This is a genomic window from Microbacterium sp. cx-55, assembly GCF_021117345.1.
GTDB lineage: Bacteria > Actinomycetota > Actinomycetes > Actinomycetales > Microbacteriaceae > Microbacterium.
In genome coordinates this window covers 595,830-613,727 of record NZ_CP088261.1, presented here as the reverse complement: position 1 = coordinate 613,727, position 17,898 = coordinate 595,830, and the positions used below count along the sequence as shown (strand labels likewise).

The 17,898-nt window shown below is 61.7% G+C and carries 16 protein-coding genes; 9 read left to right on the top strand and 7 right to left on the bottom strand.

Annotated elements, in window-relative coordinates:
• Positions 1-162: 162 nt before the first annotated feature.
• From LQ938_RS02945 to LQ938_RS02910, 8 genes are all read left to right on the top strand, one after another.
• Positions 163-540, top strand: coding sequence for a hypothetical protein (locus LQ938_RS02945; RefSeq protein WP_223721685.1), 378 nt, complete (start codon positions 163-165; stop codon positions 538-540).
• 194 nt (positions 541-734) lie between these two features.
• Positions 735-2,384 carry a sugar transferase gene (locus tag LQ938_RS02940; RefSeq protein ID WP_374197464.1) on the top strand — a complete coding sequence of 550 codons (1,650 nt, stop codon included), beginning with the start codon at positions 735-737 and terminating at the stop codon, positions 2,382-2,384.
• A gap of 30 nt (positions 2,385-2,414) precedes the next feature.
• Positions 2,415-3,422 (top strand): GDP-mannose 4,6-dehydratase, encoded by a 1,008-nt coding sequence (locus LQ938_RS02935; RefSeq protein ID WP_223721684.1) that lies wholly within the window; start codon positions 2,415-2,417, stop codon positions 3,420-3,422.
• A complete protein-coding gene (locus tag LQ938_RS02930; protein WP_223721683.1) occupies positions 3,419-4,348 on the top strand; it encodes an NAD-dependent epimerase/dehydratase family protein in 930 nt (309 codons plus the stop codon). The genes LQ938_RS02935 and LQ938_RS02930 overlap by 4 nt, the downstream gene beginning before the upstream one ends.
• Before the next feature lie 18 nt (positions 4,349-4,366).
• Positions 4,367-5,539: a glycosyltransferase gene (locus LQ938_RS02925; RefSeq protein WP_223721682.1), complete on the top strand. Its 1,173-nt coding sequence runs from the start codon at positions 4,367-4,369 to the stop codon at positions 5,537-5,539.
• Between the two features lie 173 nt (positions 5,540-5,712).
• Complete coding sequence (locus tag LQ938_RS02920; protein ID WP_223721681.1) at positions 5,713-6,723, top strand: glycosyltransferase family 4 protein; 1,011 nt, start codon at positions 5,713-5,715, stop codon at positions 6,721-6,723.
• Between the two features lie 78 nt (positions 6,724-6,801).
• Positions 6,802-7,302 carry a hypothetical protein gene (locus LQ938_RS02915; protein WP_223721680.1) on the top strand — a complete coding sequence of 167 codons (501 nt, stop codon included), beginning with the start codon at positions 6,802-6,804 and terminating at the stop codon, positions 7,300-7,302.
• Between the two features lie 8 nt (positions 7,303-7,310).
• Positions 7,311-8,393 (top strand): HTTM domain-containing protein, encoded by a 1,083-nt coding sequence (locus LQ938_RS02910; RefSeq protein ID WP_223721679.1) that lies wholly within the window; start codon positions 7,311-7,313, stop codon positions 8,391-8,393.
• A 73-nt stretch (positions 8,394-8,466) separates the two neighbouring features.
• Here the strand turns inward: LQ938_RS02910 and LQ938_RS02905 are convergent, their stop codons facing one another.
• From LQ938_RS02905 to LQ938_RS02875, 7 genes are all read right to left on the bottom strand, one after another.
• Positions 8,467-9,372: a glycosyltransferase family 2 protein gene (locus LQ938_RS02905; RefSeq protein ID WP_223721678.1), complete on the bottom strand. Its 906-nt coding sequence runs from the start codon at positions 9,370-9,372 to the stop codon at positions 8,467-8,469.
• A 17-nt stretch (positions 9,373-9,389) separates the two neighbouring features.
• Positions 9,390-10,487 carry an O-antigen ligase family protein gene (locus LQ938_RS02900; protein WP_223721677.1) on the bottom strand — a complete coding sequence of 366 codons (1,098 nt, stop codon included), beginning with the start codon at positions 10,485-10,487 and terminating at the stop codon, positions 9,390-9,392.
• A gap of 230 nt (positions 10,488-10,717) precedes the next feature.
• The gene (locus tag LQ938_RS02895; RefSeq protein WP_223721676.1) at positions 10,718-12,160 is read right to left on the bottom strand and encodes a lipopolysaccharide biosynthesis protein; all 1,443 of its coding nucleotides are present in this window, start codon (positions 12,158-12,160) and stop codon (positions 10,718-10,720) included.
• Positions 12,153-13,220, bottom strand: a complete 1,068-nt coding sequence (locus LQ938_RS02890) for a polysaccharide pyruvyl transferase family protein (RefSeq protein ID WP_223721675.1) — start codon at positions 13,218-13,220, stop codon at positions 12,153-12,155. The genes LQ938_RS02895 and LQ938_RS02890 overlap by 8 nt, the downstream gene beginning before the upstream one ends.
• 88 nt (positions 13,221-13,308) lie before the next feature.
• A complete protein-coding gene (locus tag LQ938_RS02885; protein ID WP_223721674.1) occupies positions 13,309-14,727 on the bottom strand; it encodes a phytoene desaturase family protein in 1,419 nt (472 codons plus the stop codon).
• A 22-nt stretch (positions 14,728-14,749) separates the two neighbouring features.
• The gene (locus LQ938_RS02880) at positions 14,750-15,688 is read right to left on the bottom strand and encodes a hypothetical protein (RefSeq protein ID WP_223721673.1); all 939 of its coding nucleotides are present in this window, start codon (positions 15,686-15,688) and stop codon (positions 14,750-14,752) included.
• Positions 15,685-16,104 carry a hypothetical protein gene (locus LQ938_RS02875; protein ID WP_223721672.1) on the bottom strand — a complete coding sequence of 140 codons (420 nt, stop codon included), beginning with the start codon at positions 16,102-16,104 and terminating at the stop codon, positions 15,685-15,687. Before LQ938_RS02875 ends, LQ938_RS02880 begins: the two co-directional genes overlap by 4 nt.
• Before the next feature lie 438 nt (positions 16,105-16,542).
• Between LQ938_RS02875 and LQ938_RS02870 the strand changes: the two genes are divergently transcribed.
• Positions 16,543-17,853 (top strand): UDP-glucose dehydrogenase family protein, encoded by a 1,311-nt coding sequence (locus LQ938_RS02870; RefSeq protein ID WP_223721671.1) that lies wholly within the window; start codon positions 16,543-16,545, stop codon positions 17,851-17,853.
• The last annotated feature ends 45 nt before the right edge of the window (positions 17,854-17,898 follow it).

The following is a 17,898-nucleotide window of genomic DNA, read 5'->3' as shown; positions in this document are numbered from 1 at the left end:
TCGCCCACCAGTTTCGGTGGCCGAAACAGCAACATCTCGTCGAGTACCACGCAAACATGGTAAGCATGTCGTGACGAGGACCGTCTTCTCGTTGGCAGCGCGGTCGTCGAAGCGAGGGGGATCGCGATGCACGGCGAGGAGACACGGCATGCCCGAACGAAGGTGGACACCCTGACGCGCGAAGTGCTCGGATACCTCGCCGGCGACCGTTCCGCCGCGGATGGCGCGCGCATCGCCGGAGTCTCGTCGGCAGTGTTCCTCGACGTCGCCGACGCGTTCTTGCAGCTCGTCGCATCGCGAGCCCACACCACGCGTCATCGCCTCGGCGCGGCGGGTCCCGCGCAGTCCGCATCCTTCGTGCACGCCGTCACTCGCTACTTGTCAGGCACGGCGAGCCTTCGAGAGAGCGCCCGTCGCGCCGGCGTCCCCGGCGAGTGGGTGGCCAGGGTGAGCAGCGAGTGCATCTCTTATATGTCTCGCGTATCTGCCCGGGCTCTCGTCAATGCCCGTCGAGCGACCGCGTCCGGCAACGACGCATGAAGCGCCGAGAAACAACTCCCCTTAACCCCGTGTCACCCAAACGGCCGACTTATGTCAACGTGCCCCCTTCACTAGGCTTCGACGGGGGCCATCGCACCGTGACTTCACATTTCTCAGCCGACACACCGTCGTCACATTCGACTGATAGCGTCCCCACACCAGACAGTCAGGATGATTCCGATAGGGGGCAATCTGTGTCGACCGAATCTCAGGTCGATGCGACGACGGCGCCGCACTTGACGAAGCTCTACTCCGACCAACCCTTCACCGGTCCGGTTCCCCGCCCGAAAACGGCGGCGACTCCTCTGCCGAATCAAGCCAATACTTCAGATGCGGATGCCCCCGGCGCCACTCAGGTGACGAGTCCTCCTGCACTCCCGGCAACCCATGCCCCCAAGAACTGGCGGCGCAGCTACCAACGGCGCCTCTGGGTCACCGATTTTCTGGTGCTCGTGTGGGTTGTGTTCGGCACTCAGATCGCGTGGTTCGGCCTCGGCAACGCCCAGCTGTCGATTCTCCTAGACAGTCGTCTCAGCGATGTCTCCTACTGGACCTTCTCGGCTGGCCTCGTGCTGGTCTGGGTCATCGCCCTGTCATGGAGCGACTCGCGCAGCTACCGAGTGATCGGCACCGGCTCGAGCGAGTACGTGCGCGTGACGGATGCCAGCCTCAGGCTCTTCGGAGCCATCGCGATCCTGGCCTTCCTTGCACGCATCGATGTCGCGCGGGGCTTCCTCCTCATCAGCCTTCCGATGGGCATCATCGTTCTGCTGTTCACCCGCTGGCTGTGGCGTCAGTGGCTCATCGCTAAGCGGTCGACCGGAACGTTCTCCGCGCGGGTGCTGCTCGTCGGTTCCGTGGATTCGGTCGCGCAGATCGCCCGTGAACTTCAGCGCAACCCTTCTGCCGGGTACCACGTGGTCGGCGCCTGCTCCCCGAGCGGCACGGTCGGTGGCACCGTTCCTGGCACCGACATCCCGTTGATGGGGTCGGTCAATGCGGTCGAGCGCGCCATGCAGCTGACCGGCGCCGACACGGTCGCCGTCACGAGCACCGACGAACTTCCGCCCGACAAGGTGAAGCAGATCTCCTGGAACCTGCAGGCGGGCCGGCAGCACCTCGTACTCGCACCAAGCATCGTCGACATCGCCGGGCCCCGGCTGCACACTCGCCCGGTCGCCGGTCTCCCCCTGATCCACATCGAGACGCCGCGCTTCAGCAAGGGCCAGCTGTTCCTCAAGCGGTTCGTCGACGTGAGCGCAAGCTCGATCGGGGTTCTCCTCCTGAGCCCGGTACTCGCCGTTCTCGCAATGACGATCCGCCTGTCGTCTGAAGGGCCGGTTCTCTTCCGCCAAACGCGCATCGGTCGCGGCGGCCGCGAGTTCACGATGCTCAAGTTCCGCTCCATGGTGATCAACGCCGAAGAGCTGCTCGAGAACCTTCACCGTGAGCGCCGCGAGCAGGGCATCGACTCGGGCAACGAGATTCTCTTCAAGATGAAGAACGACCCGCGCGTAACGCCGGTCGGTCGCATCATGCGCAAGTTCAGCCTCGACGAGCTGCCTCAGCTGTTCAACGTGATCGGCGGCTCAATGTCGCTGGTGGGCCCACGCCCTCCGCTGCCCAGCGAGGTCGAGCAATACGCCACCCACGTGCACCGCCGCTTCCTCGTGAAGCCCGGTATCACCGGCCTGTGGCAGGTCAGCGGTCGATCAAGCCTCTCGTGGGAAGACACCGTCCGACTGGACCTGTCGTACGTCGAGAACTGGTCGCTGCTCGGCGACCTCGCCATCCTTGCAAAAACCGCGAAAGCTGCTGTCGCACCCGGCGACACCGCTTCCTAACAGTCATTCACTCGTCCTTGGAGGATCTTCTTGTCTGAATCGCGTCGCGCGTTGATCACGGGTATCACCGGTCAGGATGGCGGACACCTTGCCGCGCTCTTGCACGACAAGGGGTACGAGGTCTTCGGGCTGATTCGTGGACAGTCAAACCCCCGCCGTGACGCCGTGATCGCCCAGTATCCGTACGTCACGTTGATCGAGGGCGATCTGATCGATCCGACCTCGCTGGTTCGCGCAGTTGAAACGTCGGACCCTCATGAGCTTTACAACCTCGCAGCCATAAGCCACGTGGGCTATTCCTTCAAGAACCCGACGCTGACGGCGGATGTGACCGCGAAGGGCGTGCTGAACGTGTTGGAGGCCGTACGCATCACCGGCCGCGCGCAGACCACCCGGGTGTATCAGGCGTCAACGTCTGAGATGTTCGGCGGACTCGACTACAACCGTCCTGGTGACGGTTACAACGAGAACTCCCTCTTCCACCCCCGCAGCCCTTATGGTGTCGCGAAGCTTTACGGACATTGGATCGCGAAGAACTACCGCGAGAGCTACGACATGTTTGTGTCCTGTGGCATCTTGTTCAACCACGAAGGCGAACGGCGCGGGATCGAGTTTGTAACCCGGAAGATCACTCACGCGGTCGCACGGATCAAGCTCGGCCTCCAGCCTCACATTGAGCTCGGAGACCTTTGGCCGAAGCGCGACTGGGGGTACGCAGGCGACTTCGTCGAAGGCATGTGGCGGATGCTGCAGCACGACACGCCTGATGACTTCGTGCTGGCCACCGGTGAAACCCACTCGATCGAAGAGTTCCTGACTCTCGCTTTTGCAGAGATCGGTATCGACGACTGGACGCCGTACGTCGTTCAGAACCCCGCCTTCATGCGGCCCGCGGAAGTCGACATTCTCCTCGGAGATCCGAAGAAGGCCGAAGAAGTTCTCGGCTGGCGGCGCGAGGTCGACTTCCCCGGTCTTGTGAAGCTCATGGTCGCTCACGATTTGGCCGAACAGGGCCGCCTTAACTCTCTCGCCCCGTGACCAGTCGCACTCTCCTCATTACCGGCGCCAACGGATTCGTCGGCGCGCACGTGGCCGAAGTCGCCGCCAACGCAGGACACACGGTGTGGGCAGCAGGAAGAGAAGACACCCCTAGTGCCGCACTGGCCTCTCACATCACGGAGTACTTTCCCCGCGACCTTGAACACACCTGGGACATCCCCACCGGCCCGGACGCGGTTATTCACCTCGCCGGCCTCGCCGCTGTGGGACCCTCGTTCGATCACCCGCAGAGGTATCTGAACGTCAACAGCGGGATCATGACCCGCATGTCCGAAGCGCTCCTCACCCAGTCGCGCCGTCCACGGGTGGTCGTCGTCAGCTCGGGTTCCGTCTACGCCGCACCCGTCGCTCAAGAACTCATCACAGAAGACAGCCCTGTGGTCCCCAACTCGCCCTACGCGGTGGCGAAGATCCTCGTCGAGACCCAGGCCGCCTACTACGCCGAGCGTGGTCTTGACACCGTCATTGCCCGCCCTTTCAACCACATCGGGCCCGGTCAGGGCCCAGGGTTCCTCGTACCCGACCTCACAGCCGCCCTTCAAGAACTCAACGAGGGCGAAAGCCTTCAGGTCGGCAATCTCGCCGCTTCTCGCGATTACACGGACGTGCGCGATGTTTCTCGCGCGTATTTGACGCTCGCATTCGCGCCCGCACACAGGCATCACGTCTACAACGTTGCTTCCGGTGCCTCGCACACCGGTCACGCCATGCTCTTGGCCGTCGCTGACGCGCTTGAGCGCCAGCTCCCGACGTTGGAAGCTGACCCGTCCCGATTCCGGCCGACAGATCCTGCGGTCATCACGGGGAGCGCCTCGCGCTTGTCGGATGAGTTCGGATGGGCACCGACGATCCCCTGGCAGCAGTCCGTGCGGGAGTTCGCGACGCTCACTGCGACCGCTTCCTAGCCACGAAAGGCCACCGAGATGAACCCGTCAGATTTCGATGCAGAAGCCGCAGATGTCGCAATCGCACACGACTATCTCACTCAACGAGGAGGTGCCGAGAAAGTCGTGCTGGCGCTGCATCGCGCGTTTCCCTCTGCGCCCGTTTACACGACCTTGTATGAACCGTCGCTGACCTACCCAGAGTTCGGTGACGTCGAGGTCATCCCGTCGGCACTCAACCGGTTCGGCCCGTTCCGGCGGTCTCATCGGCTGGCGCTTCCCTTTCTCGCCTGGGCCTCGAATAGCGTCCGGGTACCCGCGCGGCATACGATCGTGAGCTCGAGCGGTTGGGCACACGGCTTTCGAACGCGCGGAAGCAAGATTGTCTACTGCTACTCCCCCGCGCGTTGGTTGTACCAGACCGACACATACCTCGGGTCAAATCGACTTAATGTTCAGCGCGTTGCGCTAGCCGTCCTTCGGCCTTGGCTGAAACGCTGGGACAAGCGTCAAGCGAAAACAGCTACGAAGTACTTCGCTATCTCCACGGTAGTCCAGCAACGCATCAGAGAGACTTACGGCATTGAGTCCGAGGTGCTTCCTGCGCCTCACTCCGTCGACGTGTCACTTCCGCAGGAGGTGGTCGATCTCGGTGCCCTGTCGCAGAGCGGCGAGTACTACCTGTGCATCTCACGTCTATTGCCCTACAAGAATGTCGACGTAGTGATACGTGCGTTCAACGAACTCGGTCTACCTCTCGTCGTGGTGGGTGCAGGCCCGGAGGAGCGAAAGCTTGCCGTCCTGGCGAAGCAGAACGTTCGCATGCTTAAAGACCTCACGGACGCCCAAATGCGATGGTTGTATGCACGATCGGCCGCCGTCGTCTCTGCCAGTTACGAAGACTTCGGGCTCACCCCGATCGAGGCAGCGAACTACGGCAAACCGTCGATCGTGCTGAGGTGGGGAGGCTTCCTCGACACCATCCGGGAGAATGAAACTGGCGTCTACTTCGACCTCCCCGATCCAGGACTGCTGGCGACAGCGGTGGAGTTCAGCCAGAGCCTTGATTGGGACGAGCAGAAGATTCGCACACATGCTGGCACATTCAGCGAGGAGCATTTCGCGCGGCGGCTGAAGGCAGAGATCGCCACGCTGGATGAAGCCGGCCATGCCGGGCAACTCGACACAACGCCTTCAGCAGCCGGTCGATGAACGAGCGGACCGCGGGACAGAATCCTGCGCCTCGGGTTGTCTTTGTCGATCATTCCAGCGAGCGCGGAGGGGCCGAGCTTGCCCTCCTACGCCTTCTACACGAACGTCAAGATTGGACGCCATCGCTGTTCGTCCCGTCCGCCGCAGACCCCACGGCCGATGCTTTCGCTGACATGCCCGATTGGGTAGACGTCTACCGGATCGGTCCTGCTCACGCCGCTCGAACCACGACGGGCCGTGGCCTCTCGGCCAACCTCTCGCTGTCAGGGACGATACTTCGGTCGGCCGTCGCCCTGCTGCGCAGCCGGGCCGTGCGCGGCGCGGACGTCCTCGTCGCGAACACGACCCGCGCGAGCGTTTATGTGTCGCTAGTCGGGGTTCTGCTGCGAAAGCCTGTCATCGTCCATATCAGAGACCTCATCGAACGCGATGCCATTGGGGGCACAGCCACGCGTCTGATGACCACGTTCGTCTTGCCTAATGCGGCCGCCATCATCGCGAACTCGCACGCCTCGCTGGCGCTCGCGACACCGCATATCCGCGACGGGAGCATTACAGCGGTTATTCCGAGCCCCTCCGGCCTCAAGGTTGTCGACGCAGACGTGGTCAGGGTCAGCCCCCGAGTTAAACGGATCGGTCTCGTGGCACGGATCGACCCTTGGAAGGGCCAAGAACTCCTGATCCAGGCCTTTGCCGACGCACTGCCGGACTCTGACGAGGTCCTCGTTCTCTTTGGAGCAGCTGCATTCGGGCACGATGAGTATTTGGCAGAGCTTCAGCGGATGACTAGACGGCTAGGCGTGGAAGACCGAGTGGAGTTCGCCGGCCATGTGGATGACGTCGCAGCGGCCATTGCGGGGCTCGACGTCTGTGTGCAATGTTCAATGCGCCCGGAGCCCCTCGGGCAGAACGTCCTCCAGTACCTTGCCGCGGGGAAGCCGACGATCGTCGCGAACGAAGGCGGTCCCTCCGAGTGGGTGGATGACGGACGCAACGGACTGACATTCTCAGCGCGGAGCGTGGGCTCGTTGTCTGCGGCGCTACGAAAATTGTGCGACGACGCCATCCTCCGAGAGAAATTCGGGCGTGCCGCAGCGTCTACGCCTGGGTTATTGAGCGATGAGGCCGTCGGGTCGCGAATTCTTAATCTCACCAGGGATGTTTTGGTGTCCTCCAAGCGCTAGCCTTCATCCATACACGCCGGGCACGAGACAATCTCAGGCTGCCGGGAACGACGTTGCTCCGAGAAGAGACTTGGACCTATGGATGCGCCACTCGTCGACGCGATGTCAACGCGACAACGCCGAAAAATGAGAGCCATCCGTACCGCATTCGCGGTCTGCATCTTGATTCTTCCTGTTGAACTCGTGATCGCACGACTGTTCGGCGAGCCGTACCCCGCACTCTTCCAACCAGCCTTCGTCGGCAGTCCCGAGTCAGACCGGTATGCCTCAGTGGAAGTGCCACACGTATCCATCCGTAGCGGAACGCTGACGCAGGAGATCCCGTATCTCGACGTCATCCCGGAAAGCGATCAACTCGGCACCTCGATACTTCGATCGATGTTTGGTAATCCTTCGCGCGCCACGAACCCAGAAACCGTGGATTGGCTCCGCGCGGTATTGCGCGAGCGCTACCCGGACTTTCCCGAGGTGCAGTTCGTCGACATCGAGTGGCGCCTTGGGCGATATGCGGTCGTCGGCGGCGAGCTTGAGTCGGAAGAAACAGTGCGTGAAGTCACGATCGACCTGAGGTCACCATGAGTCGCTGGATGGAACTGTTCGACCGCTGGGCACGCGCAGGAAGTTTCACTGCGGTCGACGTCGCACGATTCAGGATCATCTACGCGGTAGTTGCAGTTCTGACGTTGCCCGATCCCACTCGGATGGCGAGCTTCCCTGACTCCGTCTTCAACGCACCTTTGGGGCCGTTTCGCCTCCTCGGCGGATTTCCCCCCGTAGAGGTCCTACTCATCCTTCAGTGGGCACTCGCTTGCGCAATCGTGCTCCTGGGCCTAGGCCTGTTCACGAGCATTGCGTCCGCCTCGGTCACCGTGTTGCTCATCATCGTAAACGGCGTCCAGTTTTCCAGCGGAAAGATCGATCACTCCATCATCTTCGTCCTCGCACCGGTGATTCTTATGTTCACTGGTTGGGGGAGTCGGTCGTCTCTTGACGCTCGACTCCGTTCGGCTACAGCCCCGACGAAAACGCCTCAGTGGCCGTTGCGTCTGTTCGCTCTCGTCATAGCCATCGCTTTCGCCTCGGCGGCTATCCAGAAGCTTCTAAGCGGCTGGCTGAGTACCGCGTCCCAGGCAACTCGAGGACATTTCATCCGGCAGTTCGTTGCAAACGGCAGAGACGAATGGTTAACTCCGACATTTTTGCAGTTCGACTCCACACTCGTCTGGGAGTCACTCGACTGGATCACGGTTGTGTTTGAGTTTGCGTTCCTCATCGCGGTTCTGAACTGGCGGGCATGGCGGATCGTTATCTCCGTGGCATGCCTTTTTCACCTTGGTGTTCTCCTGATGATGAATATCGCGTTCTATCCGAACGTCATTGCATACGGGGCGTTCGTCACGTGGTCCGTCATTCCCTACGCCGCCGCCTCGGAAAGCGAGTTCCGGCGACCAAAACTCTCGCGTCTGCTACTGACGTTTATTGCGCTCGCCGTCGGGACAGGCGCTTGGCTCGGAGTTCGATATTTCGGGGACTTCGAGTCCATTCTCGGCCCGGCGATCGTAATTTGCGGCGCAGTTCTTGCCGTCGCTTACCTTATCCGGGTGAATACTCTCGTCGCCTTGCAGTTGGTTCGAGTGGGGGCAGTTCGTGCGCCAACGAATCAGCCTTAACCCACCGCACAGCCCGTTCATCTGGTCATTCAGGGAGTGCGTCAGCCGGCCCGCGGGTCCGCCGGCCTCGCGATCACTTAGAAGCTGCGCCCTCTTTCCGCGCGTACTCAACGATGAGCCGGTTCGTGCACGCACCAATTCTGCCGATCCCTCCGGTCACCTGGGCGAAGCTTCGCCCCTCAAGGCCGCGCCCAATGATCAGCAGCCCCGCCTGTCGCAGCACGCCGTAGCCAATCCTTGCAACCCCTTCGGCCGCAACCCGGACCCGAGACGAAGTTCGAAGACTTAAACGGCCGTTCACATTCCCCACTCGAATGCCGCGACGCCATACCCAGCTAAGACGAGCCCGCGATGCTGGTACATCCTCGAAGACGACTGCCTCATCGCACCAAATCAACTGCGCGCCGAGAGCGCGAAGGCGCCCGAACAGCTCGGTATCGCTTCCGCCAGTCATCGAAAACGTCTCATCGAACTCGGGCGGGTCGAGTTTCCGTAATGTGGCCGTCGAGACGAGCGTGTTGTTTGTCGCCGCGGAGCGCATGACAGCGCCAGTCGCGAATCTGGCTCGCTGGATGAAGTTTCCCTTGATGATCCAATCCGGAGTGCCTGCGGGAAAAACGGAGATGACAGGACCGGAGACAACATCGGCGCGGAATTTCTCCTGACAATCCAGGAGGCTTGCCAGCCACCCCTCGCCCACCCGCTCGTCATCGTCCACGAAGATGACAAATTCGTCCGTCGGCAGTAGCTCCTTCAAGCCCCGATTCCGCGCGGCTGCGATTCCCTGCCGAGGTTCAACCACGTAACGGATGTCTAGATCGTCTCTCTCGCAGGCCGCTTCGCCGCTTCCTGCCGGGTCGTTGTCTACGACGCATACACGAGCTCGCGAGATCTGGTTGTCGCTTGCGAGGGACTCGAGGAGATCGTGGAGAAGATCGGGCCGTTTGTAGGTCGCAACTGAGATGAGAATGTTCCTCACAGCTGGGTGTCCTTTCGTTATGCGAGACCGGTAGTCGGGGGAATGTTCGCGGCGCAGCCCCGAGCCGCTGTTCTCAGCTGGGCTTTCGTCCTGAGACGGCTTCGCGCGCCGGCGGACCGGGGAAGGAGCACAATCGCGAAAAGAAGTGGAAGCCAGTAGTGCGGCTGGTCGAAGAATGCGGAGGTTGCTGCGAATGTGACTACTGCCGCGACCGTAGCAGCGGCGATTGCCCGCTGCCCGGATCGAACTGCGCGAACAACCAAGCAGATGTAACCGATGGTGGCGGCGATCTGCCAGGCCACGAAGAAGAGCCCGCCCCTGTACCAGGCGTGCAGCACGTAATTGTGTACAGGGGTGTAGCCGTTGTACGTCGCTGCGTTGGTCGCGTCCATCCCCACCCCGACGAGAGGGTTCTCAGAAATGAAGCGCCAGGCCCATTCGTATGTCTGAACTCGGGTTCCGACTGACGCGGCACCTCCATCGTCGGCGGCACCGATCACGACGTTGAATCGGTGATTGACGGGCTCAACCAAGGCAGCGGGATCCAGACCTGCCACGCCGAGAAACAAGCTGAGAATCGCTACCGAAGTCGCTCCTAGGATGACGGCAAGGATGGTCCGCCGACGAACAACCAAGGCGATGAAGCACGCGACGGCACCGGCCAACATCGCGCTGAGACTACCCGTTCCAATCAGCGCTGCGAAGTTCACAACGATGGCAAACAGAACGACTACCTTCACGAACGCAGGTGCAGCCACGAACGCGGCGAAGCACGCCAGCATCGCAAGGACTGACATCACGCCCAGAACGTTCGGATGGTCGGCGAGACCTGTCGAGCGTCCGAAGATCGCGGTCGTCCCGAACAGACTCGTCCCGCTCAGCTGAAGGAGCCCCACGGCGGCCGATGCAGTCTGGCTCAAAACGAAGGCAGAGCCCACCCACCATCCGAAGGCAGGGCTCGTCTCGACGTAGTACCTCAACACCGGGGGAGCGAGCCCTACGAGAAGCGCGAGCGGGATTGCGACAACGAGACTAGCTGCCACGGACGTGGTTATTCCTGAGATGAGCCCCCCCAGCGGGATCAGGAGTAGGGCAGCCATCCACACACCGGCCATCGGTGGGCGTCTTACGCGCCGCGCCAATATGCAGATGACGAGGAAGGCGAGAAATGATCCCCAGACGACGAACTCGATTCGACGGTCGAAAAGCGCCCACCGCGCGATCGGAAGGAGTGCCGCGTACAGACTAAAGACCGCCGTTGCGAGTCGCGCCCGTCGAACTGCGAGACCCCCGTTCCGAATCGCTTGCGACGATCGACTTGCTGCAGATTGTGCTAGTCCATTCGTCACTTACGCATCAGCCCTCTCGCGTCTCGCAACTGCCTACGGTACGGCGGAATGACCGCGAGCGCGATCGCTACGAAGAGCAAGCACCCAGCGACACCCGCCCCAGCGGCAAGAAGCGCATCCGGGATCAGCGCAGAGACCAGCGTCCCGATCAGTACCACGGGAACACCGAAAACTCCCACGATCGCAAGGGCGGAGAGGATCAGCCCACCGGTCGGGGTCTCAGTAGCTCGCGCCGCCCACAGCATCTGTGCAATCCAGAAGAGGCCGTAACCGACGCTTACTCCGGTGGCGACGCCCAAGACTCCGAACGGTAGCCCCGCTACGATTCCGACCACGATAATCGGCTGCGCCACCAGGTAGAAGCGGAACTGCTTTCCCGCGTGACCTTTGGAGAGAAACAACCAGTACGGAATCTGCCCCATAGCCCGAAAGACACCCGACACCGCGAGCACCTGGAGAATCGGCGCGACAGGCATCCAACTGGGTCCGAGCACGATCTCTACCAGAGGGTAGGCCAGCCCGATGGCCACACCATAGAGCACCGAGGCGAGGCCAACGCTGAAGAATTGGCCCGCTCTCAAGAACCGATCGAACGACGCCGTCTGGTCCTGAACCCGAGACAATACGGGGACGGCCACGCGAGACATCGGCGCGGTGAGCTGAGTTAGTGGCAGCACGACTATTTGATATCCGCGGTTGTACCAACCTAGCTGCGTGCTCCCAACCGCAAGCCCGAGAAGCACTGTGTCGAGGTTCTTCGAGACGTAGGCGAGTGTTTGTGTTCCCGCGAGGGCTCCTCCGAAGCCAAGAAAACGTCGAATCGACGTTTTTCTCGACACCCACCCAGGCATCCACCGGGCGAGCGCAACATCAAGCAGGAGTCCACCTCCCGCGACGACCAACGCCTGAGCTACGAGCGCCCCGTACCCACCCACATTGATTGCCCACACAATGGCTACTGCGAGACCCAACGCCTGAGGGGCAGCTTCCGCAAATCCGAGCGTCATGAAGCGGAGATCACGGTTAATCTGCGCTTTGAACTGCGTCGCGACACCGTTGATGAGAAATGTGAATGCCAGAGCATGCGTGATATCCACGAGCTCGGGACGCCCGTACAGGTCCGCGATCGGCCCGGCAAGGGCGTACACCACCACGGTGAGAACCGCGCCAATGAGACTGTTGATCCAGAACAGATTCGACTTCTCTTCCGCCGAAACGGTCCTTGCCTGCACGCTGGCCATCGACAGCCCCATGTCACGCAGGAGTTCCCCGACGCCGATGATCGCGGTCGCCATCGCGACGAGGCCGTAGTCGGACGGGTCGAGCAACCGCGCGAGCAGGACTATCGACAAGCCGAGCAGCACGAGCCGAATGAGTTGCCACAGGGCAGTCGCGCCGGCTCCGCCCAGCGCGGCCCGCCCCAGTGTGCGTTCAGCCATGCGCCAGTGACTTGTTCGACCGAGTCGCGCTTCGGATACGCGCGATTAGCGAGGCCAGCCGAGAGTTCGATTCCTGCAAGGCCGTGCGAACCTCCTGCTCGCGTCGTGCAGCGTCAATGATGGCGCGCTCCGCTGCGAGCTCGTCGCCTGTGGGGACCTGCACGGAGACGCCGCTCAGACCTACAGCGTCGAAGTGCCGTTGGATCTTTGACTCTGTGTGTTCGGTGAGGCCGAGAGGAATCGCGCCTTCTGTCATTCCTACGATCAGAACATGCAGCCGATCGCTGAGGACAACCGCTGACTCCGCATAGATCTCGCGCAGCCTACGCTCCTGTTCACGATGAGTTACGCCCTCGGGCCACCCAACCAGTTCACATCCAAGCCGGGCAGCGAGAGATCGGGAACGCTCCTCATCCCGGCCAACCTGAGTGACGACAATCGGCGACAACCCAAGTGCGGTCGCCGCCGAGGTTATCCCTGCGACCGCATCGTCAGACAACTGTGCTCGATCCGAGCGGTACGAGATCGCGAGTCGACTCCGCGTTCCGGGCGCAGCCAAAGCGACCTCACCGAATCCCCAGTCAGGCATCACCTCACCAATACCGAAGGCTTGCATGGACTCGGGGTCGCGCCAGGCCAACACGTTCGCCGTGGCCAGGAAAGGGCGATAAGCAAGAGCGAATCCGCGGTGCGGGGCCCGTTGTCCCAGCCCAAGGCGAAGTACCGCCCCCTTCTGCGCCCGGATCGCGAGTGCCGCAATGGTCAGCCGGGCAAGCGCCAACAGTCGGCGCCGACTCGTTATCAACTCTCCGGGCTTGTCTACTAGCCACGCGTCCCGACGTCTGATCGACTGCCAGAGCTCCCTGCGCCAGCGCGTCCGGTCCGAGTACACCACATCCGCCTGCGCGAGCTCGAGCGCATCACGGAAGTCCGGCGATGCGTCGTCCAAGAAGATATGCAACTCGCCGAACTCCCTCAAGTCGGTGAGCATCTTCCGTCGGAGAACCACATCTCCGATGTTGTCCTCCTGCCCCGAGCACAGTACGAAAACCTTCGTCAAGCGATCACAACCCTCAATCGATCAGCGGAATGTGACCAGAGCAGATATACATGGACCCTGGTCAAGTTGGGTGAGCCCCAACAGCACATCATGGCGACAGGCCTGGCATCGGCTGCCCCGTCAAGTCTCGCAGGGCGAGGCGTGCCGCATGCCACCCACCCATGCCGTGAACGCCCGCGCCAGGCGGAGTCGCGGCCGAGCACAGATAAACCCCGGCGATTGGCGTGCGCCAAGGATGCGGGCTCACATTTGGCCGGGTGATGAACTGACGAAGATCCATCTGTCCTCCGAGTACGTCACCACCGACGAAGTTGCTGTTGTGCGCCTCATACCAGGCGGCCGGGCGCGCCTCGGAGTGCTCGACAACGTCGCGGAATCCCGGCGCGAAGCTTTCGATCCTGCGTGTCACGACTTCCGTGCCGTCGGCCCGGCTTCCGTTAGGCACATGTGCGTACGCCCAGACGACCGATTTCGAGGAGCCTGCGGGGAGTCTCGAATTGTCGAAACGGCTTGGTTGGGACAAGAGGACGAATGGGTCATCCGGCATGATCCCGCGACGCGCGAGGGATTCGGCCGACGATACCTGTGATGCAGTACCACCCAAATGGACCGTGCCGGCATCACGCAGTCTTTCGTCCGACCAAGGTATGGGGGCGTTCAAGACGAAGTCGACCTTGCTCACAGCATTCCCGTACCGGTAACTGCGCAGCGCGTGAAGATAGCGAGAGGGCAGTCGATCGCCAGCCATATTGGCGAACTGACGTGGGGAAGTATCGAGTATGGCCACGTCCCCGGCGCCCCAGACGCTGTCGAGCGAAGTCACACGATGACTCGTGATGACCTCACCGCCATGGCGTCGAAGATCGTCCACCATTGCATCTGCAATGGATTGAGACCCGCCCACTGGAATGGGCCATCCCGCCACGTGGGCCTCAGCCGCGAGAACAGCACCGACGAAGCGGCCTGCTGCAGATTCGAACGTCGTTCCCGCGTGCGCCGTGGCACCGGCGGCTAGAGCACGTGCCCGGCCTCTAAGCATCGGGAACTTCACCGCGGCGCTGAGGCCGAGCGACACGGCTCCGGCCACCTGAGACGGGTGTACACGGGGCGAGAGACCCGACATCCCTCGTACATCCTCAATCCGCGCAACAAGCGGCCTCATCGCTCGCCCCCAACCTGCCCCGTCCGTACCGAGCTCCTCCACGGTGCGGGCTAGATCGCGATACGCGACCGCCGACTCGCCCTGCATCGCGTGGGCGAAGGATATCTCCGGGTATCGGAACTCAACGCGATCCGCGAGCTGGAAAGCCTGAAAGAAGCGTGACGAAACCGCCATTGGATGCACTGCTGAACAAATATCGAGCAGTCCCTCCGCACCGTCGAAGGGAACGGTCCGAAGCCCGCCGCCGACACCCTCAGAACTCTCGAAAACCCGGACTTCGTGACCCGCGCGGGCCATAACCACGGCAGCAGCGAGGCCGTTCGGACCACTCCCGACGACGCTCACCTTCACGAGTTGATTTCCCCAGTCATTCGGCGCCCTCTGCTAACGAACGCGCCCGCGATTCCGCCGGCCCCCGACGCAGTTTTCCCCTCGCCAGCGATACTCGATTAATTAGCCACATAACGACAGGCGAGAAGAACACCGCGTAGACCATTACGTAGTCGATGAAGGAGATTCCCAACGTGAGGTAAACGCCAACGTGGAACGCGCCCAGGAGCAAGACCCAGCAGCGAAACAAGATCGGCGTCAGAGCGAAGAGAATCAGCGCTCCTTCAGCCAGGATTGTCGCGTAATCCAGAAACTTCCAGAAGAGATCAGAATCAATCGTCAACATCCAGTCAGCGAACGGCCCCGTCTTCGCCGCAGTCGCCACGTCCCGAGCGAGGTATCCGCGGGTTGCCTGGCGGTCCGGGTCGAGCCACCCCCCGAGCACCTTGGGTACAGCTGCCGACAGCATCGCCCAACCGATAGTGAGCGCGAACAGCAAGACAGGCATCCCCCGAGCTGCACCGAGAGGGTCGCCACGGCGGCGACGACGTATCGCGTCGAACGACCACGCGGTACCCCACCCAGCGAAAGCCAGGAACACAGGCACGAGCTCAAACAGGATGAAGTGATCTACCTTCGAAAAGGAATAAGAAAGCCCGGACACGACGATCAAGCATGCGGACATAACTACGGAAACGGGTACCGTCATAATGCCCAGTGCTAGAAGAACAGCGAGGAGAACGCGCACGATCGAAATGGCGAGCAAGACTTCCGCTGACGGCACATCGGTGATCCATCCGAAGAGTCCTGGACGCGGACGCAAGAAGCCGTTTGGGATACTCGCAATCCACATTATGTCTACGGGGAAGAGCAGGATCCACCCCGCATACGCGACCCGCAAGACGGCAAGAAACCACTGGTCGGGTCGGTACGAGTCCGCCGCACGACGGATGAAGTCGTCAACGCGCCGGATCATAGTTCCACCAAGGTCAGCTCACACGGCGTTACATTCTCGAGTTTCGCGTCCTTGAGTCGGACGTCCGCTTCCGTCCAGCACATTCTCAATTCCGTGGGGGTCTTTCCGCCGCTCAACTCCTCCACCCTGCCACGAAGCCAGTCAATGACATCGCTTGGGATCTCGGTCTTTCGCTCGGGACCGAAAACGTAGTCATATGACGGGCGCGCGGTGGAGAAACGGAAGGGAGCCATGATCTCGTATGGGTCAATCTCAGAACTCGTACCATCCGAGAAGGACGCTTCGGCGCGAACGAAAGTGGCAGGGTAAGTGCCGTCAGGCGACGCGGCGAGACCAAAGCTAGGCATCCGGACGATGGGATAGGGCTCAGGGGTGACTCTGAAAGAGATCCAGCCTTGAGCGATCAGAAGCAGCACGAAGGCGCCTACTAGAAGTACTCGCCATGGCGGTCGAGAACGTTGATCCCTCGGACGTGCCTGACTCATCACAACCCCCTGTACGGCCTACGTGATGCTCTTCACTGCCGCGGGGGCAAATCTAAGCGTTGAACACTTCATCGTCCCGATCAGAAAACTAGCAGCCCTGTGTGTCGTGCGCGTGTCGTGCGGGGGACGGGATGGTTGAGAGCGTTACCCCTGGAGAACAGGGACTTACGTTGCACTGCGAAGGAAGCGAAGAAGCCGTTCGAAAGACGAACGTGAACTGTCCGACTCGAACCGGACACGCAGAGTTGATATGAATGCTCTGGGCGGTAGGACGTCACGACCGCGTGACTGTCGGCCTGGCGAGCAGAGTTGTCTCAAACCAACGTTGCTACGGCGAACGTCAACCAATTCGAGCGAAGAAGGAGAGCCATGCGTCTGTCAGTCATCGGTTGCGGTTACCTGGGGGCCGTGCACGCGGCCGCAATGGCATCGATCGGCCACGACGTGGTCGGAATCGATGTCGATGAACGAAAGATCGAGTCGCTCTCCAAAGGCGAAGCCCCGTTCTTCGAGCCCGGACTCGCTGAGATCTTGGCGGACGGAATCGCTTCAGGCCGCCTGCGCTTCTCCACGGACATGGCCGAGGCCGCCGGGGCTCGCGTCCACTTCATCGGAGTTGGGACTCCCCAGGTGAAGGATGGCTATGCCGCCGATATGACCTACGTGAATGCCGCCGTTGACGGACTTTTGCCGTTCTTGTCCGAGGGCGACATCGTGGCCGGCAAGTCGACTGTTCCGGTGGGTACCGCAGCAGGACTCGCTGAACGAGTAGAACCGACAGGCGCGACGTTGGTTTGGAACCCGGAGTTCCTCCGAGAAGGATGGGCAGTTCAAGACACGATCGATCCAGATCGCCTCGTCGCGGGAGTGCCCGACGGGGCGGAGGGCGAGCGTGCTGCGCAGATCCTTCGTGAGGTGTACCACCCGTCCATCGCGAAGGGCACGCCATTCTTGGTGATGGACCGGGCCACTGCCGAACTTGTCAAGGTTTCAGCCAACGCCTTCCTCGCAACAAAAATCTCATTCATCAACGCCATGGCAGAGATCGCAGAGGTGACTGGCGCGGACGTCACCTTGCTGGCTGACGCTATCGGATACGACGACAGAATCGGACGTAAGTTCCTCGGCGCCGGCATCGGGTTCGGCGGCGGCTGCCTCCCCAAGGACATTCGTGCGTTCTCTGCGCGAGCGGAAGAACTAGGCCGCGGCGAGTCGGTGGCGTTCCTGAGGGAAATCGACGAGATCAACCTGCGCCGCCGCGAGCGCGCTGTACAACTCGTCGTCGAGGCACTCGAAGGCCAGGTTTTCGAGAAGAAGGTGACCGTTCTGGGCGCCGCATTCAAACCGCACAGTGACGATATTCGAGACTCGCCTGCGCTGGATGTTGCAGTTCGTCTCCACGGCCTCGGAGCGTCGGTGACGGTGACGGATCCGGCGGCTATCGCGAACGCGCGCAGAGTTCACCCGCAGCTTACGTACGTAGACTCCCGCGACGAGGCGCTCGCTGACGCTGATGCTGTCATCCTCGTCACCGAGTGGGATGAGTACCGCCGCCAACTCGACCCCGAGCACGCGTCGACTCTCACCGACGGAAGAGTAATCGTGGACGGACGCAACGGGCTCGACGCAGCCGCATGGCGCGCGGCGGGATGGACCTATTACGGCATGGGTCGTCCCTAACCCCACGTCAATCGGCTCCGCTCCATCACGTCTGGGGCGGAGCCG